The organism is Entomomonas sp. E7T21, assembly GCF_058693955.1.
Genome location: NZ_CP191672.1, coordinates 460,731 through 483,303, shown reverse-complemented (window position 1 = coordinate 483,303; position 22,573 = coordinate 460,731). Strand labels below are relative to the sequence as shown.

Here is a 22,573-nt window from a genome sequence, read left to right as displayed (position 1 = left end):
TAGACTCATCATGATAGTGCCTTACATAAAAACAATAATGTGTACTGGAGAAAATAATTATGAAATTAGACGGTAACAAACGTCCTTTAAATGGTGAAGAATACTTAGCAAGCTTACGTGATGGTCGCGAAGTTTATATTTATGGTAAACGAGTAGATGATATCACTACTCACCCAGCTTTTCGTAATTCAGCAGCTGTAGTAGCACAAATGTATGATGCACTACATGACCCAAAAACAAAAGATGAACTATGCTGGGAAACGGATACAGGCAATGGTGGTTACACCCATAAATTCTTTAGAATAGCTAAAACAGCAGATGATTTGCACCAACAACGTGACGCTATTGCAGGATGGGCAAGAATGTCCTATGGCTGGATGGGACGTACTGCTGATTATAAAGCAGCCTTTGGTTGTGTCTTAGGTGCTAACCCTGAGTTCTATGGAAAATTTGCAGACAATGCACGTCTTTGGTACAAACGTATTCAAGAAAATTGTTTATATTTTAACCACGCTATTGTAAATCCACCTATTGACCGTAATAAGAGCATTGATCAAGTGAGTGATGTATTTATGCGTGTAGTGGAAGAACGTGCAGATGGCATAGTGGTTAAAGGTGCCAAAGTAGTTGCCACTAACTCTGCATTAACTCACTATAACTTTATTGGTTTTGGCTCTGCCTCAATTGTGGGTGATAACCCTGATTTTGCTTTAATGTTCCTTGCTCCAATGAATGCTAAAGGGGTAAAACTTATTTGTCGTACCTCTTATGAATATATAGCAGGCGCTATTGGCTCACCCTTTGATTACCCATTATCAAGCCGCTTTGATGAAAATGATGCAATTCTTATTTTAGATAATGTATTTATCCCTTGGGAAGATGTACTGGCTTATAAAGATTATGATCGTTGCCGTCGTTTTGCAACCGATGGCGGCTTTGCTAGGCTATACCCTATGCAAGGCTTAACTCGGCTAGCTGTTAAGCTAGATTTTTTAAGTGGTTTATTAGTTAAAGCTCTGGAGTGCACAGGGGCTATAGAATTTCGTGGTGTCTCGGCACAAGTAGGGGAAGTCATAGCTTGGCGTAACTTATTCTGGTCGTTAACTGATGCCGCATACGGTGCCCCAGAGTTACAAAGTAATTGGAGTACACCTGCCATGCTACCTAGTAACCAAGCATTACAAGTGTATAGAAATATGGCGCCATTAGCTTATCCAATTATTAAGAAAATTATTCACCAAACGGTAGCTAGTGGTATGATCTATTTACCCTCTGGTGTAAAAGATTTTGAAAACCCTGAGTTAGATAAATACTTAAGTGTTTATTGTCGTGGCTCTGAAGGAATGGGACATAGAGAACGGATTAAAATTCTTAAATTACTATGGGATGCTATCGATAGTGAGTTTGGTGGTAGACACGAGGTATACGAAGTTAACTATGCAGGCAACCAAGATGATGTGCGCTTACAAACGCTTGGTTATGCAAGAAGTAATGGTAATTTAGCTGCAATGAAAGGCTTAGTTGAAAAATGCATGTCTGAGTATGATGAAAAAGGCTGGACAGTGCCTTATTTGACTAACCCAGATGATATCAACGCATTACCTAAATAACACAACCCTCTAACCATTCACTGAGCTATTTAATAGACAGTGAATGGCTTTCCTCTTCTCTGTCAATTCACATTCCATATCATTAAAAATTAATCATAAAATTATTAACCACTACTTAACAATTTTGTTTATCATTATCATCTTTGTTATTCAATAGCATTCGTTTGTTGAACGGAGCAACTAATGGTTATTAAAACATACAACACCTACTGCAAAGCCACTCCCTCTTGGAATTTACAAAAAATAGTAAGTGAATTACGAGAGGTACGCAATGAATGGCGCACTAATCATGGTAGGACACGTAACGCAGGCAGAGAATTACCTTCTCGAACTATTATGAGTGAGATTATCGACACTATCACTCGCGCCCTGTTTCCTATGCGTTTAGGCCCATCTGATCTAAGAGAAGAAAGTGAAGATTTCTATGTTGGTCATTCTTTGGATGCTGCTTTGAATGCTCTGCAAAATCAAGCCTATCTTGAGCTTTGCTACAATGCAAAATATCAGGGTACAACCATAGAAGATGTTCATACCCAAGCGACCTCCATTGTTCAAGAATTTGCTTTTGCACTACCTAATATTCGTAAGTTATTAGATACAGATGTTATTGCAGCCTACAACGGTGATCCAGCCGCTCGTAGTGTAGATGAAGTATTACTCTGCTATCCTGGTGTATTGGCTATTATCTACCACCGCCTTGCTCATTATCTCTATACAGTTGGTTTAACCTTATTAGCGAGAATTACAGCAGAGTTAGCCCACTCAGCCACAGGCATAGATATTCATCCAGGCGCCACTATTGGAGAAAGCTTCTTTATTGATCATGGTACAGGCGTGGTTATTGGAGAAACCTGTGTGATTGGTAATCGAGTACGTATTTATCAGGCCGTTACTTTAGGTGCTAAACGATTTACTGCTGATGAGTCAGGTAACTTACAGAAAGGTTATCCTCGTCACCCTATTGTAGAAGATGATGTGGTTATTTATGCGGGTGCTACTATTTTAGGCCGAGTTACCATAGGCAAAGGCTCTACAGTAGGAGGTAATGTTTGGTTAACTAAGAGCATTCCTGCTAATAGCAGCATTACTCAAGCTAGTACACTAAATGAAGCTTGTTGTTAATAGGTAGACATAAAAAAGCGCTCATCTGAGCGCTTTTTAAATTTAGGTGGCTCCTCTATCAGCCGCACCCCGGCACATGAGTTCACTACTATGGCTGCTTCCTTCCGGATCTGACCAGGTTGATAGTTAATCATTGCGAGGGGACCGATAGAGTCGCCATTAATCGGTAATAAAAAACTGTGTGGTGCATTCTACTGATTTATTGAGAAGTTACAAGTCAAATTTACAGTTTTTTATAATAAATATGATGTGATTGGCATAAATTACAGACCATCAAACGATGGTCTGTATTAACTATTTAGAGGATATAGCGAGATAAATCTTCATCTTGCGCTAACTCACCTAAATGTTCATTCACATAAGCTGCATCAAGTATTATTGGTTTATCATCTTTAGTGGCTAAATCTGTTGCACTAAAAGATACTTCCTCTAATAACCTTTCTAACAAGGTATGTAATCGACGAGCGCCTATATTTTCCGTCTTTTCATTCACTTGCCAAGCAATCTCAGCAATACGATTAATGCCATCTTCTTTAAAATCTATATTTAAACCTTCAGTTTTTAAGAGCTCAACATATTGCTTAGTTAATGAGGCATGTGGCTCCGTTAAAATACGCTCAAAATCATTAGGCGTTAATGCTTTTAACTCTACCCGTATTGGTAAACGACCTTGCAACTCAGGCACTAAATCACTTGGCTTAGCTAAATGGAAAGCACCAGAAGCAATAAACAGAATATGATCTGTTTTTAACATACCTAATTTGGTATTAACGGTACAACCTTCAATTAGAGGTAATAAGTCACGCTGCACACCTTCACGAGAAACATCGGCACCACCAACATTGCCACGTTTAGCCACTTTATCAATTTCATCGATAAAGACAATACCATTTTGCTCAACAGCTTCTAAAGCTTTGGCCTTTAGCTCTTCTTCATTAACCATGCTTGCAGCTTCTTCATCACGCAGAATTTTACGAGCATCTTTAATTTTCAATTTCTGTGTTTGTCGCTTACCCTTATTCATACCAGAGAATAAGTTTTGCAACTGACTGGTCATTTCTTCCATACCTGGTGGTGACATAATCTCAACACCAACGGGTACAGCAGCTACTTCTATTTCAATTTCCTTATCATCTAACTGACCTTCACGTAGACGTTTACGGAATAATTGACGGGTATTAGAATCACTTCCAGCAACAGCCTCTTGCTCAAAACCACTACTTGCAGAACGGGCAGGTGTTAATAATGCATCTAGAATACGTTCTTCTGCCGCATCCTCTGCCCTATGATTAACACGTTGTATTTCCTGCTCACGGAGCATTTTGATAGCTGCATCAGCTAGATCACGAATAATCGACTCAACATCACGACCAACATATCCCACTTCAGTAAACTTAGTAGCCTCTACTTTTACAAAAGGAGCATTGGCTAAACGTGCTAAACGACGGGCAATTTCGGTTTTACCAACCCCTGTAGGGCCAATCATTAAAATATTCTTAGGGGTTACTTCTGTTCTTAATTCAGCAGGCAACTGCATACGGCGCCAGCGATTACGTAATGCAATAGCTACTGCTCGCTTAGCCTCATCTTGACCGATAATAAAACGATCTAGTTCATGAACGATTTCACGGGGTGTCATGGACATTTTTTAACTCCATATCCTTATTAATAGCTAACACTATTAATATATTTTAATTACAGTCAAGTTCTTCAATAGCTAAATTTTGATTTGTATAAATACAAATACTGCCTGCAATATTCAATGCAGTTTCAGCTATTTCTCTAGCTGACATCTCAGTATGCATAAGTAATGCTTTAGCTGCTGCTTGTGCATAAGGACCACCTGATCCCATAGCAATTAAACCATCTTCTGGGTCTAACACATCGCCATTACCTGTTAGAATAAGTGAAGCATCTTTATTAGCCACTGCTAACATAGCTTCTAAACGACTTAATGAGCGGTCAGTACGCCAATCTTTAGTCAATTCAACAGCCGCTCGTACCAAATGACCTTGGTGTTTTTCCAGCTGTGCCTCAAAACGTTCAAATAAGGTAAAAGCATCTGCAGTAGCACCAGCAAAACCAGCAATAACTTGTCCATGATATAAACGGCGTACTTTCTTAGCATTACCTTTCATTACAGTATTGCCTAAAGAAACTTGACCATCGCCGCCCATAACCACTTTGCCATTACGGCGAATAGAAACGATAGTGGTCAAAGGAAAACCCTCCAATCTAATGAGAAAATTGTTATTTCTTCTATATGGGGATAAACTAATAAGGCTTCAAGTTTACCCATCAAGAATAAGTTACATAATATTTATTAATCCGCTATTAATTTGCCTTACTACACTTGTTACAATCCCTTCATGATTCAATCTAATCTATAAGAGAAGTTGTGTATAAACAAATAATACAAAACAAACCATTATTTATATCAATAAATCTGACGACATTACTGCTGTCTTTCAATAATATATTGTTAGCATAGGTACCAGCGATATACTCTAAATAGTTTAGAAACTGATGAAGAAGAAGTTCATTTGGTATGCTTTCACTATTGATGATAATTCTTTTATTATTACTTTCTGCAGAAATCACCAGGAAAAGTTATTAACAACTTGAGATACTACTGTTTATCTCATTCTATAAATAAAAAGGCATACCTAAAACTCTAGGTATGCCTACAAAAAATAACAGAGTGCAAAATAAAAAACCTTCTTAGTATAAGAAGGCTTTCAATATGGTAGCAACGAGTGGACTTGAACCACCGACCCCAGCATTATGAATGCCGTGCTCTAACCAACTGAGCTACGTTGCCATTAAAGAGGGCGTTATTATTCTCATCTAGAAGGATTATGTCAAGCCCCTAATAATAAAATTTCAGTAAACTGACAAAATAAGTGATTAATTATTCTTTTTTAGTCCGGCCATAAAAAAACCTCCTAAAAAGGAGGCTTTAAATACTATGCAAATATAGGTAATACAAATTAGCCAATAAGTTGAACTTGATCAGCTTGCATTCCTTTTTGACCCTCAGTAGCAACGAAGCTAACTTTTTGTCCTTCTTTTAACGATTTAAAACCTGTGCCTTCAATAGCACGGTAATGAACGAATAAATCAGGACCAGCGTCTTGAGAAATAAAGCCAAAGCCTTTTTCATTATTAAACCATTTGACAGTACCGTTTTGACGGTTAGACATGCCTAAACTCCTTGAAACTATACAAACTTTACGCCACACTAACGAATTAATGCGCACTTCTATAACCGAGTGCAAGGAGTTATACAAGTCATTCAAACGAACTGTAAGAATTGTCACTAGGCGACTTCCAAGCTCCATACAAACTCAGTATTATTACTCTACCCTAACTCAATAAAAAAAGCTAAAGATAATATTATTTTAATATTAGCCATTAGTCTAATAAACTGTTACAAATAACCTAACTATATAATAGTTAAAATTTTTTTATGAAATTTAAAGGATACGATTTATGACAAGACTATTACTTTTACTCATGATTACCATGAGCGCCTGTTCATCTATGCAAAATAATCAAGTTTTATCACCCACATTACAGCTACAAACAAGCTATCGAGTGGAGTGGATTGGTGAACGTCCCTTAATGGATTACAGCTACCTTAATATCGTTCTAGATCAAGATAATAAAGCCTATGGTTTAGCTGGTTGTAATTATTGGTCTACCAACTATCAACTACAAGGTAACAAACTAACTTTTGACAACTCTATCAGCGTCACTAAAAAAGATTGCGCACCTGCACTGATGGAACAAGAACAACGTTTTTTAAATGCTTTAAAAACTATTAAATCTTGGGATTTTTCAGACATTCAACAATTGCAGCTATGGCCTGAAAATGGACAGCCAATAAAATTATGGGCAGAAGAAAAACAAGACAAGCGATCATAACAATGATCGCTTAATAATAAGCAACTAAGCTTTTTCAGTTAATTTAATATACTTTTCCATTAACTGTTCTTTTGTTTCCTGATTATTAGGATCAAGCGGTATACAATCTACTGGGCATACTTGCTGACACTGTGGTTCATCATAATGTCCAACACACTCTGTACAACGCTTAGGATCTATTACATAAATCTCTTCGCCCTGAGAAATGGCTTCATTAGGGCATTCAGGCTCACACACATCACAATTGATACAGTCATCAGTAATGATTAATGACATAACAACTCCTATCAACTTTAAGTTGATAACTTACTTCAAGACCATGTTATTTTAACATAAACTACTGAGAAAACTTCACTTTTAGAGCTTTCTCAACTTCTGGCGGTACAAACTTACTGATATCGCCACCAAGGGAAGAAATTTCTCTAACAAACGTAGAAGAAATATAAGAAAACTTTTCAGATGGAGTTAAAAATAGACTTTCCAAAGTAGGTACTAAGGCTCTATTCATATTAGCTAACTGAAATTCATACTCAAAATCAGAAATAGCACGCAACCCTCTGATTAAAGTACTAATTCCTTGCTCACACATAAAATGTGCTAATAGACAAGAAAAACCTATAACCTCAACATTATCAAGGTGCTTGGTCACCTCTCTAGCTAGCGACACACGCTCCTCTAAAGAAAATAACGGCTTCTTTTTTGGACTTTCAGCAACAGCAATAACAATATGATCAAACATCCTTGCCGCACGCTCAACAATATCCACATGTCCACAGGTAATAGGATCAAAGGTTCCTGGATAAACTACTTTATGTTTGGGCATGGAAAGCTTCCCATAACTAGTTGGCTAAAGCGCGCATAGTAGCCCAGATCAAGCTTTAAGCCAAGTATTTTCATACTAACTATTAAAACTAACCAAAGCGAAATGCTGAAAAAGATAACTCTCCAACCTTACCTGAATAAATACAATGGCCTTTATCACTATCACCTGCCCCCACTGCTACCATTAACGGTAATAAATGCTCTTCCCTAGGATGCGCTATACGCGCATAAGGGGCTTCCTGCCAATAACATAATAACCTATTACGCTTATCTATATCATCTTCCTCAAGTGTTGCTATTAACCATTCATTAAATACCTGCGAGGCTGTAGCGGCTAACTCTCCATTCCAAACACCTAAATTATGATAACTCATACCACTACCCACAATTAATACTCCTTCTTTACGTAAAGGTGCCAATACCTTACCTAAATTAATATGAGTCTGTGGATCCAAACCTTTCTTTAATGATAATTGCACAATAGGAATATCCGCATCAGGGTAAATCACCTTAAAAGGAATAAATACACCATGATCTAATCCTCGCTGATTATCCGTCTGCACACTAATACCTGTACTTGATAACAACTGCATAAGACCTGTTATTAAGTGCTCATCACCTTTAACAGGGTAAGTTAATTGGTAAGTATAGGGAGGAAAACCATAATAATCATAATATAAAGTATGATTTATCACTGTATTAACTGTAAACTCAGGCTCTTCCCAGTGCCCTGAAATAATCAATATAGCTTTTGGTTTTGCTGGTAATTTTCTAGCTAAGCCAGCCAAAAAATCTTGCATACTCTGCCAAACATTACCCCCTGCTGACCAATCCATAAAAAAACAAGGGCCACCACCATGGGGAATAAATAATGAAGGTTGATAGTTATTTGTCATTATCAAATACTCATCTAAAATTAAGCATTCTCTTTTATATAGATTAATATTCACTTTCCAAGTATTTTTTAATAATGATTTATAAAATCATTTATTAAAATGCTATAGTAGTTGCAAATACTCTATAAACTCATACAAATTAATTTAAAAACAATAACTAAATTAATAAATTATCCTTTTAAAATAAAATAATTTAAACTTTTTTCAAAATAGGTCTTGCATATTTTTTCTGTTACCCGTAGAATGCGCGACACTTTCGGAGACGAAGGGTGGTTAGCTCAGCTGGGAGAGCATCTGCCTTACAAGCAGAGGGTCAGCGGTTCGATCCCGTTACCACCCACCAATTACCACGCAGCGGTAGTTCAGTTGGTTAGAATGCCTGCCTGTCACGCAGGAGGTCGCGGGTTCGAGTCCCGTCCGTTGCGCCATTATAAAAAGGTTAGTAATTCATTTTACTAACCTTTTTTCATTTAAGAGCTTTTGTTAATCCCTATTTTAGCCCCTATCATTTATTTTAACCACACTAAATAATTTCTTATTCTGTGGTTATAAAATAAAAGGGGATAACTTTTAATTACCCCTCTTTAGTTAATAATTTTATAGTGGTGACTGTGGTTCTAGTTTATTACCATAGATATGGGATTTAATTTATAAGCCATTCACATTCCAGTTCTTGTCTGTAATTTAGCTTTAGTATCTGCGTTCTTTTATGTAACATGCTTGATTAACAAAATTTTATATTCTCCTATATTAATTCTACAAAAGTAAAAAATAGGCTTAAAATTGATAGTTTGTATATATTTCTATCTTTTATGTACTTCTTTTTATTGGTATTTATGATTATTTAATGCAAAAAATTTATCATGCTCACTTTTAACTGCTTTTGTCAAGCATCTCCAAAAAAGAGTTTAAATAAAATTACTTTTTAAATAACAATATATTAAATTCTGGATTATTCTAATTTATTTAAATTATAGCTTTCAATTAGTTCACATATATTAAAAATAAATAAATGATTTTCATGAATATTTTTTTAAGATTTTGTCTACTTACGCTAGGGCACAATAAATTTTCAGCTTTTACAAATTTCATTGATCTATATTAATAAATAAATGATGCAATAGTACCAATTAAACTAAAGTCGTATTTTTGCATAGTAAAAAAAAAACATACGATAGTTTAAGAGTTTCAATTACAAGTAATGAAAGTTTTGAGATTCTATACTGCGACGTTATTAAAAATTTAAATAAAAATAAGAAAATAGAGAGGATAAATAATGATTCATAGCATGAAGTTATTAAGATTAGAATATTTTGCGTTGTTTTGGATTAGTATTTTTTTAACGTACGAATTTTCGAATAACATCAATTGGTGGCAGTTTTTAATATTGTTTTTTAGCATAGATATTTTAAGTTATTATCCTGGACGTATTTGGAGTTTACTTACACAAAACGATACCCCACCACGCGTTTTCTACATAATCTACAACTGTTGTCATAACTTTTCTGTATTAGTTTTAGTCAGTCTAATTTGGCTATATTTTTTCAAAGATAATTATAGTTTTTTAGCTTTATTTGTACATATTTCAATTGATAGAGGAGTATTAGGCAATTTTCCAAAAGTGGTATCTGATGAATTCAAAAAAACAACTTTTTCTTAAATTAAAAATAATAAAGGTGAATGCATATGAAGTTAATAGCTCAAGCATCAACAACTGAAATGAAAGCCGTAGATTGGGGATTAGATAATTGGTTTGATGAGCAAATAAACGTAACGAATAATTATCAGACAAATTTTGCAGATGATCCCAAGCTTACTTATCAACAAGGGCCATTAAGAGAATCTATTATTAGGGAGTTAGCGTTTAAATCAATTTGTGAATATGAAGCAACAAAAGGTTTGTTGCTATTAGCGGATAAAGCACCAAATTATGTTGACTTTGATTATTTACTAACTCAAATATTTGATGAGGGCGTACACGCTAAATTATTCAGAGAACATCTAATAAGAATAGGTTTTTCTAGTTCCAAAGAAGTTGCAAAACAAATGGAAGATCTTCTTCAAGATCACTTAAAAAACATAATAACTCCATTGAGAGCTTACTTTGATAAATGGGTGACTGATAAAAATAATTATTTAGCTGGCGTGTTGATTATAACTGTTGTGTTAGAGGGAGTTTTAGCTCCTACTTCTGAGTTAAGTGAGGTGAAGTGGTATCCTTTTGATAGAACAGCATCCGCCATACAAGCAAGAGCAAATGTTGATGAGTTAAGGCATTTAACAGTTTGTGCCAATATAGTTAAAGAGCAGATTGAATCAGATAATACGCTTAAAGCAGTAGCTCATGAATGCATTAATGAGGGGCTGGCATTATGGCATGAAGTATCTTTCAGTGATTTTTATGTTGAACGCGAAACTTTGTATCAACAAGGTATGGAGCAGCATAAATCTTTGATAGAGGGTTATGAATTGTATGATGGTTTATTACTATCAGAATCTACTGTTGAGTCTCGTTTAGAGCTATCAAATTATCTGGTAAACGAAATGCAACAGTCACGTTTGAAATATATGGGGCTACTTTAATATTCAACTAAAAATAAGGAAAATATTATAATGACAAAAATAATAAATGAATTAAAAAATAATATTAACAAATACTTAGATATTACACCTTTAGAATTAAAAGAGTTACTACTAAAAACCAATGCAACAGCGCAATGTTTAGAACTAAATGCTGATAATGATATAAACAGTCTTGAGACGGTGGGGAATACTATTCGAGAAGCCTCTTCACTATTACCATCTGTTGGCATAGCATTAACCATGCATAATCATATCTTACTGGCATGCAAAAAATATTCAGACGTTTTTATTGATAATGAAAAAATTTTAAAGGGGGTTCTTGATTCAAAAATTTTACTTGCTTCTGCTTTTGCTGAGGCTATACCAGGAGCTAATATTTTTTCACCATCTGTTCAAATTTTTTCTCAAGATGAGCGTTTATTAGTTAGTGGTTCAAAAAAACCTTGCACCCTTTCATCTATAGCGGATTATTATGTTATTTCAGTGAAAGACATCGATGCTTGCGAAAAAATGAAACTGTTACTGATTGATAGAAATACTAAAAATATTGAAATAACACCTTTTAGTCAGCTTAATTTACTAAAAGAGTGTGATAATCAAGAGGTAAAATTTAATAACGCAGAAGTTACGCATGATCTAGTTTCTAAATATCAAGATATTGCATTATTACCTGTTCTTTCTTATGGACTATCATTATTTAATTACTTTGCAGCGAACGCCTATGCTGGTGCTTTAGAGGGATTGATAAATTTTTTACCACAATATATCAGACAACAAGATACCATTAAATACAGAATAACCCAAAATAAATACAGGGTTTATGGTCTCTTAAAACAGATGTTATCTATCGCCTATAGCTCCTATCAAGATGAAAATGCTATCCCAAAAATACTAGCTTTACGGTATATCTTAGAAGAGATATTAGAGCATATGGCTAGCTACATAGTTCGTTGTTGTGGCGGTATACAAGCTATGACTAATCCAAAGATTTTTGAGTTTTATTCTATTATTCAACTTTTTAAATTTCATCCCACAAGTGAGTATCAAACAGTTAGTCAACTCATGAAGGATTAGTGTTTAAAGTTTTCATCAATTTACCTAAAAAATTTAATCTCATTCGCTTGAAAGAGGTATCGCTATGTATGTCAATTATTATCGTGAACAACTATTAGAGGCGACAAAACTTAATCTTGATATCAAATCAGCTAAAGGCAGTTATTTATTTTTAAAAGATGGAAGAAAAGTTAAAGACTATCTAGCACAATATGGTGCTTTACCATTTGGCCATAATCCTTCGTTTGCTATAGAAGAAATAAACAACTTCATACGAAATGAGTCCCCTATTCTGGCTCAGCCAAATATTCATCATACAGTAAAAAAATTAGCAGAAAAACTAGCAGAGCAAATTGATAATAAAAAATATACCTACTGTGTTTTCACCAATAGTGGTGCGGAAACAGTAGAGGTAGCAATAAAACTTTCTAGGCTCTATACAGGTAGAAAAAAAGTTTTAAGCTTGGTGGATAGTTTTCATGGTAAAACATATTCTGCTTTATCTGCAACAGGCTCAAAAAGGTTTAAAGCAGATAATATTGCTGATGAAAACATGTTTGAACATGTTGATATTAATGATATCGAGCAAATTGAAGATAAAATCAAGTCAAAAACGTTTGCGTCTTTTATTATTGAACCTGTTCAAGGTGAGGGAGGAATGAATGTTATTCCCCCTAATCTACTTACAGATATCATAAAATTATGTAAAGAAAATGGTACAGTTTCTATTTTTGATGAGATTCAAACGGGTGTAGGTCGATTAGGCAGTTTTTGTGCTGCTACCCTATATAATTTGAAACCTGACATTATTTTGTTCTCAAAAGCTTTAGGTGCAGGCTTTATGCCTATTGGAGCAATGCTTTATGCAAAACATTTACACTTAATGGAGTTTGATAAAAAACATAGCTCTACTTTTGCTAATAATGTTTTAGCCGCAAGTATGGGACTAGCTGTAATCAACCATTTAACCAGTGAGGATAAAAAGAGACAAGTTCATGTTCAGCAAATAAGTAGTTATGTGGATATGTATTTGAATGATTTATTAAAAAAATATTCCACTATCTTTACTTGGAAAGGACTTGGTTTGATGCGTAGCTTGGAGCTACAGGATCCTCAAGCCTCCTCGAATATAGTACTAAATTTTAGTCAAAAAAGCGGTGGCTTGGCATACATAATCTGTAGTTTTTTATTAAAGCACTATGGTGTTTTTACTATGCCTTTAATGTCAAGGCCTTGTTCAATAAGATTTGAACCTGCTTTAGATATTACAAAAGAAGATATTGATTACTTTTTTAATGCTTTTGATAGGGTGTGTCAAATAATTCAAAATGGTAGATATGATATTTTATTTGCCCATTTAATTGATCTTCATTTATCAGATTTGCCTCCTTTAAGTGAGTCTTATCCTGTTAGTATTAATAATAATATTGCACCAACTAAAATAACTAATAAAAGCTTACCAGAGGGTAAAAAGTTTGCATTCCTTATTCATACCACCTCAATTAAGGAATTAAATTATAACTACTGTGAAGCGATAAAACAAAATTATACCCAACAGCAACAAGATCAGCTTAGTGAATGGATTACAGAAACAGCAATTATTGATTTTAGTCCTGAGGTGGCAGTTGAATTTGCTGTGGAAAATAACATTTGTTATAGCAACGGAATGTTAATTTTTTCACCTATTAGGGCAGAAAAAATGCTACTACTTTCTAAAAAAGAACGTACTAGGCTTATGAATGAGTTTTTAGATGTCGCTAAGTCAAATCATGCTGAGGTGGTAGGTTTAGGCGCTTATACATCAGTTATTTCTGATGGAGGAAAGAACTTAGTTGATAATAGCCAACAACTATTATTAACCAATGGTAATTCTCTTACTGGAATGTCTGTGGTGGAAAGCATAAGATCTATGCTTAATAATGAAGTAGCAAGTCAAATATTAGCTGTTATTGGCGCACGCGGTTCTGTGGGAAAAATTTCAGTAATTGGTCTTGCTCATAATTTTAGTAGAATAATTTTGGTTGGTAGACCTAAAACAGGCCATTTACTTTTATCAGAACTAATTAAATCCCTACTAGAAGTCGTAAATACAACTAGAGATATTATTGTTGAAGGGTCTTTGCTAAGTAATATTAAACAATGGTTATTACTAGATAATCGAACCTTGCTCGATTTTCCTAGTCAATTAGAACAGTTGACAAAGGTAGCTGGCACACTCGGACTTAAGGTTACAGAATGCTATGAGGAAGCATTGAGCCAGGCTGATTTTATTGTTTCTGCCACTAGCGAGGGTAAAGCCTTTTTAAACACCTCAACTGTCAAAAAATCTGCTGTTATTTTTGATGCAGCAAGACCCTTTGATTTTGTAAGAGATCAAGAACATTTTATTTATGAAGGTGGGCTTATTTCTCAGCCTAATAAAACCTCTTATGGTGACTCAAACATAATTGATGTGCCTGCTGGTGTAAATCTTGCCTGTTTATCTGAAACGATAGCAATGGCTCTTGATAATTCAGAACAGCATTTGAGTATAGGGAAAAATATAGCGTATAACGATGCTTTAAGTGTGCTAAATATGTCCAAAAAACACACTTTCACTCCTATCCTATACAACACCTTTAATGAAGAGAACTAATAACAAATGCATAAAACATTTTCTACTTTATTAACGAACAATGCTCAAGAAGTAAATCAATTTCCCTCTCTTAAAACAGCATTAGAACATTCAACAAACTCGTTGAGTTGTCTATTGCTTAATAAAGAAGTGAACTGGTTTACAAACGATTATGGAGCTATTGGTTTTTTCAAATACAAAAATATGAATATGTGCATAGGAGGTATTCTTTCATCAGAAGAGAATAAGCAAAACTTACTAAGCAAGTTTCTGGAATTTAATAAAGCTGCCAAAACATTCCCTATTTTTTTACATTTTTCTGAGTCTGATTTTAATCTACTAAAACAATATGGTTTTAATATTAACCAACTGGGCGCAAGCTATTCGTTATCCTTAGAAAACTATACTATTGAAGGGAAAAGTTTCCAACAGTTAAGAAATAAAATTAACAAAGCTAAAAAGAAAGGTATCGTTGTTAAAGAAATATTTTCTCAACAAAAGCTCGATCTTTTAAAACCTCAACTTGAGTTTATTAATACCTTATGGCTTAAAAATAAAGGGGGAAATGCATTAAGTAAATTAGTGATAGATTTTAACTCCATCGAATTAAATTCTGGAGAACATCGACTTTATATTGCATCCATAGGTGATAATGTCTTAGCGTATATTATATATACCCGTACCTACGGAAAGACATTGGGCTGGTTTCATAACCTCTCTAGGAGAATACCTGATGCTCCGAATGGAATAATGCAACTTATTAACCAAACGGCAATAAATCAATTTAAAAAAGAAAACCAAGTCGCTTATTTACATTTTGGCTTTACGCCTTTGGTTGAGTTTGAAAATACTAAGCAAATTAATGATTCATTTTTATTTTATAAAGTAGCTAAATGGTTAGCCTCTAAAGGTGGAGGAGTTTATCCAGCAGCCTCACAACGACAATATAAGGTTAGTTGGCGTCCTTCAATGATAGAACCTGAGCTAGTGGCTTTTCCAAAAGGGAAAGTACTAAAAACGCTATGGTTTATTCTGAGAGCAACTAACAGTATTTAATCAACCTATAACAAAACTAGTTATTAGATAGCTACACAGAAATAAATATCCTTAGGGATTAATTTAAAAAATAACAACTTTTAAGTAGTTTACGATCTATTTTATTTCTAACCATTTATTTAAAGAAGGAATTCTTATGTCTTTAGAATATTTACCAAACATAGGTGGTGCTGATCAAGAAAGATTATCTATTTTGGCAGAAGTTTATGATGAAGGAAGCCAAAACTTTTTATCGAAAAACTTACCAAAAAATACTAAGCGCCTGTTAGATATAGGCTGTGGTCATGGTCAAATGGCCTTCTGGTTATCAAAAAATTATCCTAAATGTCATATCCTAGGAATAGACTCATCACAAGAGCAAGTGGATATCTGCAATGAGCTCAGCAAACAATATAATACTAATAATGTAGCATTTAAACTGCATAATATTGCTGATAATGAGCTAGAAGAAGATAAGTTTGATGTGGTTTATATTCGGTTTTTGTTAATGCATGTGAGAAATTGGGACGCCTGTCTCAATAATATTTTGAAATCCTGTAAACAAGGCGCATTAATTTTAATTGAAGAACCAGGCTTTCCCTATGAATGTTGGCCCAAAGACAATGAATATTTTCAACGAGCTAATGATCTAGTAAAGCAAATGGCTGATATAGCCTCTTTAAACTATGATTGTTTTCCAAAGCTATGGCAAAAAGTTCAAGAGCTTAATGTAAATATTAAGAATGTTCAGTTCAATATGCCTGCACTAGTAACTGAGCGTCAAAAAAGCTTTCCTTTCATATCTTTTGAGCAAATCCGAGAACCTTTAATCTCTGCTGGAGTTACTAATGATCAAGAGTTTACAACACTTATTAGTAAAATCCGAGAACTAGTAAAAGATCCAAATTATATAATGGGAAGCTGGCGTATGATGCAATTAGCTATTCAGAAAAAATAATTTGTTTAGAAATCCTAATAAACCCTTTCGAAAAAAGAAGGGGTTTTAATATATCAAACTGTAATATTAAATTTAGTAGTGATCCATATATAAGCTTATGCCTATTACTCAAGCTATTATTTAAAATTCTTTAAGGGTTAGATTATTTAAACCCCATTATTGTAAGCTGTCTATAGTTCTATACACATCTTTTATAATATCATTGTGTATCAATTGGTATAACTGGCCTAATTTATAACTATAGATTATATAGGTATTTGCTCGTCGCTCGTCCATTGCGCCATCATAAAAAAGCTAGTAATTAATTTTACTAGCTTTCTTTATTTCTACTATGTTTACCCCTATCAGCCTCAATCCTATCCAATTTACTAATCCTATTTTTTTACTTCTTCTTTGATGTAATATATCTATTAATTTGAGACTACTTTTTTATTAAAAACATATGGCGGTATGCTTAAAAATCAGACAGTATCTATTAGTACTTCTGTTAATTTCTTCGACTATCGAATCTTTTGCTGATACTAAAGAGTTAAAAGAATATTTTGCTTATTTCACACTGCCTTCAACGATACTAACTTTGGCTCCTTTTATTATGACAAATCAAGCAAGCCAAAATGAACCAAACTCAGATGAAAAAATAGTTATCAACGCTAAGTCAGATGCCTATTTTTATATTGCTAGTGATAGTAACTACCGTACACCCTATTTAGAAAAAGCACTCAATATGCTAAAAGATAAATACCCTAACACCACAGATATAGAGTTAGTTAAGGCTATAATTAGCTATTAATTTTTGCTTGTTCACAAACACAAATTATTTTTCTAATAAACGCTTTATTTTCTAAAAATAAACTGAATATTAGCACCATCAATATCACCCTTTTCCTTTAGGTCAACGCTTTTGATTACATCACCTCTAATGCCAAAACGATCCTGTCCCGTTGGCATATTAAATAAGTCAGGCAGCACCCCACCAATACTATCCTCTCCTTTTAGGATCTCTTTATTAGGTAAGCCAAAATCCCACTGATTATTACCTTGAAGTTGGCCTCTAGTAATAGGAAGGTCTACTGGATTTAACAGTTCTTTAGTTAGATCAGTTTTTCGATTTTGACCCTTTTCTTGTTTTCCAGAAATAAGAGTCTGTGCTTTTTGCGAAATACTAGGCGTCACATCCGCATAGGCGAATGGTATAAAAAGGCTAAATAATAAAATAATAAGTTTCTTGGTCATAACATATACTACATTTAATTAAGATAACTCTTTAGTAATATATTGTGCCATTTTATTGTTTTTACAATCTAAATAATATTACCAATAATTTCATATAGTCAATGTTTAGCATCCGTTCTAACCATAAAATTTTATTTTCAGTCGACAATATATTGATCAAACAAAAGTTAATGCTGCTTTACCATAACATTCAATAAACTCTATGGGCATCCGCTTAGGCTTTCCTGTTGTAAGCTGAATACAACAGAATTGAGTCCTTGCCTTTAAAACTGTTTGTTGATTTTGGGTATTTATTAATTGGAATTGGCGGCTCATTCTAAGTTTATTATCCATCTCTACAATCCATGTAGCTAACTTTAATTGTTCATCACAATAAACACTAGCTAGATAATCTATTTCATGACGAATAACTGCCATTCCTCTATCTAGTTGTCTATAAACATCCATATTTAAACCAAGAGAATTAGAGTGCTGCCACGCACAATCCTCTAACCATTTTACATAGATAGCATTATTAACATGCCCAAAATCATCTATATCTTCTGATTTTGGCAGAATATCAATAACAAAAGAAGGTTCTCTATCCCACATCATTAATTCTGAAAGGTTGTACCATTGGCAAACGCCAGAAAGTCTGCTCTACTGACTCATCAGAAAAGTGACTATAAAGTTTAACTTGCATAGCATCATGACAACTTTGTAGCTGTTCTAATGTTAATTGAGACATTCTAACTAATGCCTCTGCCAATAATTGTTCATCACCAAAGGGGAAAAGTATTCCTACATCCTTTACTACTTCTCTACCACCGCCACAATCTGAACAAATAATGGGTATATCTGCAGCCATTGCTTCTAATAGCACCATACCAAATGGCTCTTTATCTGAGGTAAGAGCAAATAAATCAAATGCTTTGAAATAACTGCGCGCTTGCTCAACTTGCCCTAAAAATAATACATCCTCAGCAATAGCTAACTCTTTTGCTAAACCTTTTAGCTGGTCTCCCAAACGTCCTGTTCCCATAATAGCCACTTGACTATTTTTAGGTAACTTTGGTTTTGCTAAGGCAAAAGCTCTTAATAAAGTAGCCTGATCCTTATCAGGATGCAAACGACCAACATTACCCACAATCCAAGCATGCTTATCTAAATGCAATGCATGTCTTGCTTCTATTCGTGATAGTAATTTGCTGCGTACTTGATCGATGCTAATATGATTATAGAGTGTCTCTATACGATCACTGGGCCAAGCTGGCAAGCATTTTCTCATATCATCTCTTACTGCATTTGATACACCTAATAGAGATAATCTTTTCTTTTGCCAGTTAGCAAATAAACGACGTCCCCAACGCTCATAATCACCAAATGCATGATGAACACCAATAACAGGTAATGAGGTAGCTAAACAAGCAATCCAAATGGGTTTAAAGCGGTGTGCAATACAAAATTTAAAATCGCGTGAAGCAGCAATAGCGCGTAAATCACGTATTGCTTTAAGCTTTAAGCCCCGTACATCTGCTGAGGTAAAATCCATAAATAGTACTTCATCAGAAGCACATTGTTTTGCCACTTCAGCACTGGGTTTGCCTGTTAAAAATACAGTGGTAACTTTATAAGATGTACCTTTAAAAAGGCTAGCGTACTGTCTAGCACAATCTAAAAAAGGGCCATCATAACCATGACAAAACTGTAATACTCTGGACTCTACCGAACGAGCCATAGAACAGACTCCCCATTCTTAAAAATAAAATTAATTAAAGTTTAACAGCCTAGCACAGTATTTTGTAGCTATTCGACACAATTAGTTAACTATCTGTTAATACTTTCCAAAATGCAGGGTTACCTGAAGCTTTTTCTATTTCAGTTAATCTAGCGTCATGCGCTAGCAACTCTTCATCTGTTGCTTTTATCACCCTTGTTTTAGGACGATCCAAAGGTAATCTTTGAATAGCAGCAGCTTGCCCCCCTGACAGATTAGATTGTGCATTAGCTTCTAAACCTAAATTCGTCTGCCCACCTGTCATTGTTAGATAGACATCAGCTAATAACTCAGCATCCAGCAAAGCGCCATGCAACTCTCGGCCTGAATTATCGACATGATAACGCTTACAAAGTGCGTCCAAACTATTACGTTGCCCTGGATGGCGTTCTCTAGCTAATTGTAAAGAATCTAGTACTGAGCAATAGGCTTCAACATTAGCTCTATCAGTTTGCCCTAAAAGCTCAAATTCATTATTAATAAAGCCAATATCAAACACAGCATTATGTATCACTAACTGTGCATCTTTAATAAACTCATAAAAATCATTAGCAATATCTTTAAAACGAGGCTTATCAATTAAAAACTCATTAGTAATACCATGAACTTTAATAGCTTCTTCATCAATTTCTCGGTCTGGCTGTAAATAAACATGAAAATACCTATTAGTTAAGCGCCTATTAACTATTTCTACACAACCAATTTCAATAATTCGATGGCCTTCTGTTACAGGCATACCTGTAGTTTCTGTATCTAATACTACACTTCTCATAGCTACTCTACTTTAACTAACCTAAACTCTCTATTATTTCAGTAACACCACGATTGGCCAGCTGATCTGCACGTTCATTACCTATATCACCTGCATGGCCTTTTACCCACTTCCAAGTAATATGGTGTCTTACTACTTGTTCATCCAGCATTTTCCATAAGTCTACATTTTTAACAGGTTTCTTATTAGCTGTTTTCCAATCTTTTTCTTTCCAACCTGCCAACCACTCTGTAATGCCTTTTTTTACATACTGTGAATCGGTCAGCAAATCAACTGTACAAGGCCTTTTTAAAGCAGCTAAACCTTTAATAGCTGCTAATAACTCCATACGGTTATTAGTAGTTTCAAGTTCGCCACCCCATAACTCTTTTTCTATCCCTTTATAAAGCAGTAATGCTCCCCAACCACCAGGGCCAGGATTACCTTTACAAGCTCCATCTGTATAAATTTTAACTATGTCGCTCATCTACCCTCACATCATTTCTATTAACCACTGGTATAGGAGCTAAAGTACCTAAAATACTCTTCTTTTTGCTTTTTAATGGTGTCGGTTGAATCATCATTTTTCGGGCACTAACAATATAAAAACCATTTCCCCACCATTTACGATGCTGCCCTATTGCCTCCAAACCTATCACTTTATCTACTACTACACTGTTTGGAAGGCCATAGGCCCCTTTCCATGTACGTTCAACAGCGAAACCTAATAATCTTAGCCAATCCATTAATCGACTATAAGTAATACTGTGAGATTTACTTAATACCCCAAAATGGCAACGCCGATAAATTCCCCAATAACTATAGGGATTAAAACCAACAATTAATATATGTCCACCCGGCCTAATACAACGCGCAGCTTCTCGTAAAGTATTGTGAGGAGAGTAAGCAAAATCTAAAGTATGTTGCAAAACAACAGCCTCTACTCCTTCTGTCAGAATTGGCCAAGCATGTTCCTCACAAACTATATCAGCATTGAAACCTTCACAACCTACAGAAATGATCTCATCGACATCTTTTATAGGCTGTACTAAATTATATAATGGCCCTGCCTGTAATAAAAAACGACCAAAATAGTAGGTAAGCGCTTGCTCAATCAATGGTTTTTCAAGTGACAATAATCGTTGCCCCTTACCACTAGCAAACCATGTCCTAATGGATTGCACATGCTGCTTCATTTGTTGTTGATTTGGTGGAAGTATCTCTGTCATTTAATTAATCTTGCTCCTATTAATCACAATATAACAGATTACACCTTTAAATTATTCATCAATATATCTCTTTATATAACAAACCTATAGATAAAATATTAAAAAATACTTCAAAAATCTGTTATAAAAAGTTATCTTCTTTACTTACGTTAATTACATGAGTATTACCATGTTCGAAGTAGAAGCCTTATCAGCCTTTAGTGACAACTATATCTGGTTAATCAAAAATAAAAAAACTAAACAAGTTGCTGCTGTAGACCCAGGTGATGCAGAGCCCGTTTTACAATGGTTAAGACAACATTCTGGGTGGCAATTAACAAATATTTTAATCACTCACCATCACCATGACCATACAGGAGGCATTAACACCCTAAAACAACACACAAAAGCAATTGTTTTAGCACCTGATAATCCCTCTATCCCTAGTAAAGATATTATTTTAGAAAATAATCAACTTATTAATATAATTGGAAAAAAAGTCCAAGTAATAGCTGTTCCAGGACATACTCTTGATCATATAGTTTATTTTTTTCCAAAACAATTAGACGATACAACTCATTGGCTTTTTAGTGGTGATACTTTATTTGCTGGAGGATGTGGGCGTGTCTTTGAAGGTACTATGGAACAAATGTACCAATCCTTACAAAAAATTAACCAACTCCCTGCTGAAACAACTATTTATCCAGCTCATGAATATACGGTAAGTAATTTAAAATTTGCTAATACTGTTGAACCCACTAATTATAAAGCTAAGAAACTTCTAGAATACTGTATAGAATTAAGAAGAAAACAACAAATAACATTGCCCACTACTTTAACTTTAGAACAACAAACTAATCCTTTTTTACGCTGTCATTTAGAAAGTATCAGACAAACGGCTAGCTATCACATAAAACAAGAACTTCAGTCACCTATTGAAATATTTAAAACTATTAGAGAATGGAAAAACAACTTTTAAATGATGAGTTTTATCAAGAAATAACC

Annotated in this window: 22 protein-coding genes, 3 tRNA genes and 1 other RNA gene; 12 read left to right on the top strand and 14 right to left on the bottom strand. The window is 34.5% G+C overall.

Going from position 1 to position 22,573, the window contains the following annotated elements; genetic code table 11:
- The first annotated feature begins 59 nt into the window (after positions 1–59).
- Together hpaB and epsC are read left to right on the top strand one after the other, a co-directional pair.
- Positions 60–1,610 carry a 4-hydroxyphenylacetate 3-monooxygenase, oxygenase component gene (gene hpaB / locus ACQVD9_RS02385; protein WP_264747284.1) on the top strand — a complete coding sequence of 517 codons (1,551 nt, stop codon included), beginning with the start codon at positions 60–62 and terminating at the stop codon, positions 1,608–1,610.
- A gap of 183 nt (positions 1,611–1,793) precedes the next feature.
- Complete coding sequence (gene epsC / locus ACQVD9_RS02380; protein ID WP_264747283.1) at positions 1,794–2,732, top strand: serine O-acetyltransferase EpsC; 939 nt, start codon at positions 1,794–1,796, stop codon at positions 2,730–2,732.
- Between the two features lie 53 nt (positions 2,733–2,785).
- Here the strand turns inward: epsC and ffs are convergent.
- The 5 genes from ffs to ACQVD9_RS02355 all read right to left on the bottom strand — a co-directional run bounded on the left by ffs (position 2,786) and on the right by ACQVD9_RS02355 (position 5,935).
- Positions 2,786–2,882, bottom strand: an RNA gene (gene ffs, locus ACQVD9_RS02375) — signal recognition particle sRNA small type.
- Between the two features lie 148 nt (positions 2,883–3,030).
- Positions 3,031–4,377: an ATP-dependent protease ATPase subunit HslU gene (hslU, locus tag ACQVD9_RS02370; RefSeq protein WP_264747282.1), complete on the bottom strand. Its 1,347-nt coding sequence runs from the start codon at positions 4,375–4,377 to the stop codon at positions 3,031–3,033.
- Between the two features lie 46 nt (positions 4,378–4,423).
- Complete coding sequence (hslV, locus tag ACQVD9_RS02365) at positions 4,424–4,951, bottom strand: ATP-dependent protease subunit HslV (protein WP_264747281.1); 528 nt, start codon at positions 4,949–4,951, stop codon at positions 4,424–4,426.
- A gap of 525 nt (positions 4,952–5,476) precedes the next feature.
- Positions 5,477–5,553, bottom strand: a tRNA-Met gene (locus tag ACQVD9_RS02360).
- Between the two features lie 169 nt (positions 5,554–5,722).
- The gene (locus tag ACQVD9_RS02355) at positions 5,723–5,935 is read right to left on the bottom strand and encodes a cold-shock protein (RefSeq protein WP_264747280.1); all 213 of its coding nucleotides are present in this window, start codon (positions 5,933–5,935) and stop codon (positions 5,723–5,725) included.
- 289 nt (positions 5,936–6,224) lie between these two features.
- Between ACQVD9_RS02355 and ACQVD9_RS02350 the strand changes: the two genes are divergently transcribed.
- A complete protein-coding gene (locus ACQVD9_RS02350; protein WP_264747279.1) occupies positions 6,225–6,659 on the top strand; it encodes an META domain-containing protein in 435 nt (144 codons plus the stop codon).
- 24 nt (positions 6,660–6,683) lie between these two features.
- On the opposite strand, the gene ACQVD9_RS02345 is transcribed toward ACQVD9_RS02350, so the two are convergent.
- The 3 genes from ACQVD9_RS02345 to ACQVD9_RS02335 form a co-directional block, all read right to left on the bottom strand.
- Positions 6,684–6,935, bottom strand: a complete 252-nt coding sequence (locus ACQVD9_RS02345) for a YfhL family 4Fe-4S dicluster ferredoxin (protein WP_264747278.1) — start codon at positions 6,933–6,935, stop codon at positions 6,684–6,686.
- 61 nt (positions 6,936–6,996) lie between these two features.
- Positions 6,997–7,482 (bottom strand): pantetheine-phosphate adenylyltransferase, encoded by a 486-nt coding sequence (coaD, locus tag ACQVD9_RS02340; RefSeq protein WP_264747277.1) that lies wholly within the window; start codon positions 7,480–7,482, stop codon positions 6,997–6,999.
- Positions 7,483–7,570: 88 nt separating this feature from the next.
- On the bottom strand, positions 7,571–8,377 hold the full coding sequence (locus ACQVD9_RS02335) for a DODA-type extradiol aromatic ring-opening family dioxygenase (protein ID WP_264747276.1): 807 nt from the start codon (positions 8,375–8,377) through the stop codon (positions 7,571–7,573).
- Between the two features lie 267 nt (positions 8,378–8,644).
- Between ACQVD9_RS02335 and ACQVD9_RS02330 the strand changes: the two genes are divergently transcribed.
- The 8 genes from ACQVD9_RS02330 to ACQVD9_RS02295 all read left to right on the top strand — a co-directional run bounded on the left by ACQVD9_RS02330 (position 8,645) and on the right by ACQVD9_RS02295 (position 17,410).
- A tRNA-Val gene (locus ACQVD9_RS02330) sits at positions 8,645–8,720 on the top strand.
- 8 nt (positions 8,721–8,728) lie between these two features.
- Positions 8,729–8,805 (top strand) — tRNA-Asp (locus tag ACQVD9_RS02325).
- A gap of 1,258 nt (positions 8,806–10,063) precedes the next feature.
- Positions 10,064–10,960, top strand: a complete 897-nt coding sequence (locus tag ACQVD9_RS02320) for a hypothetical protein (protein ID WP_264747275.1) — start codon at positions 10,064–10,066, stop codon at positions 10,958–10,960.
- Between the two features lie 30 nt (positions 10,961–10,990).
- Positions 10,991–12,034 carry an acyl-CoA dehydrogenase family protein gene (locus ACQVD9_RS02315; RefSeq protein ID WP_264747274.1) on the top strand — a complete coding sequence of 348 codons (1,044 nt, stop codon included), beginning with the start codon at positions 10,991–10,993 and terminating at the stop codon, positions 12,032–12,034.
- Positions 12,035–12,098: 64 nt separating this feature from the next.
- Entirely contained in the window at positions 12,099–14,648 is a 2,550-nt protein-coding gene (locus ACQVD9_RS02310) for an aminotransferase class III-fold pyridoxal phosphate-dependent enzyme (RefSeq protein WP_264747273.1), read from the top strand.
- A 6-nt stretch (positions 14,649–14,654) separates the two neighbouring features.
- A complete protein-coding gene (locus ACQVD9_RS02305) occupies positions 14,655–15,683 on the top strand; it encodes a DUF2156 domain-containing protein (RefSeq protein WP_264747272.1) in 1,029 nt (342 codons plus the stop codon).
- Between the two features lie 136 nt (positions 15,684–15,819).
- Complete coding sequence (locus ACQVD9_RS02300) at positions 15,820–16,620, top strand: class I SAM-dependent methyltransferase (protein ID WP_264747271.1); 801 nt, start codon at positions 15,820–15,822, stop codon at positions 16,618–16,620.
- A gap of 592 nt (positions 16,621–17,212) precedes the next feature.
- The gene (locus ACQVD9_RS02295; protein ID WP_264747270.1) at positions 17,213–17,410 is read left to right on the top strand and encodes a DUF2388 domain-containing protein; all 198 of its coding nucleotides are present in this window, start codon (positions 17,213–17,215) and stop codon (positions 17,408–17,410) included.
- Between the two features lie 44 nt (positions 17,411–17,454).
- Here the strand turns inward: ACQVD9_RS02295 and ACQVD9_RS02290 are convergent, their stop codons facing one another.
- From ACQVD9_RS02290 to ACQVD9_RS02265, 6 genes are all read right to left on the bottom strand, one after another.
- On the bottom strand, positions 17,455–17,853 hold the full coding sequence (locus ACQVD9_RS02290; protein ID WP_264747269.1) for a hypothetical protein: 399 nt from the start codon (positions 17,851–17,853) through the stop codon (positions 17,455–17,457).
- Between the two features lie 156 nt (positions 17,854–18,009).
- Positions 18,010–18,447 (bottom strand): acyl-CoA thioesterase, encoded by a 438-nt coding sequence (locus ACQVD9_RS02285; protein ID WP_264747268.1) that lies wholly within the window; start codon positions 18,445–18,447, stop codon positions 18,010–18,012.
- Positions 18,434–19,570 carry a glycosyltransferase gene (locus ACQVD9_RS02280; RefSeq protein WP_264747267.1) on the bottom strand — a complete coding sequence of 379 codons (1,137 nt, stop codon included), beginning with the start codon at positions 19,568–19,570 and terminating at the stop codon, positions 18,434–18,436. The genes ACQVD9_RS02285 and ACQVD9_RS02280 overlap by 14 nt, the downstream gene beginning before the upstream one ends.
- 85 nt (positions 19,571–19,655) lie before the next feature.
- The gene (gene dnaQ, locus ACQVD9_RS02275) at positions 19,656–20,381 is read right to left on the bottom strand and encodes a DNA polymerase III subunit epsilon (protein WP_264747266.1); all 726 of its coding nucleotides are present in this window, start codon (positions 20,379–20,381) and stop codon (positions 19,656–19,658) included.
- Positions 20,382–20,397: 16 nt separating this feature from the next.
- Positions 20,398–20,847: a ribonuclease HI gene (gene rnhA, locus ACQVD9_RS02270; RefSeq protein ID WP_264747265.1), complete on the bottom strand. Its 450-nt coding sequence runs from the start codon at positions 20,845–20,847 to the stop codon at positions 20,398–20,400.
- The gene (locus ACQVD9_RS02265) at positions 20,831–21,589 is read right to left on the bottom strand and encodes a class I SAM-dependent methyltransferase (protein WP_264747264.1); all 759 of its coding nucleotides are present in this window, start codon (positions 21,587–21,589) and stop codon (positions 20,831–20,833) included. The genes rnhA and ACQVD9_RS02265 overlap by 17 nt, the downstream gene beginning before the upstream one ends.
- A gap of 157 nt (positions 21,590–21,746) precedes the next feature.
- On the opposite strand from ACQVD9_RS02265, the gene gloB reads away from it, so the two are divergent.
- On the top strand, positions 21,747–22,547 hold the full coding sequence (gene gloB / locus ACQVD9_RS02260; protein ID WP_264747263.1) for a hydroxyacylglutathione hydrolase: 801 nt from the start codon (positions 21,747–21,749) through the stop codon (positions 22,545–22,547).
- Positions 22,548–22,573 lie beyond the last annotated feature (26 nt).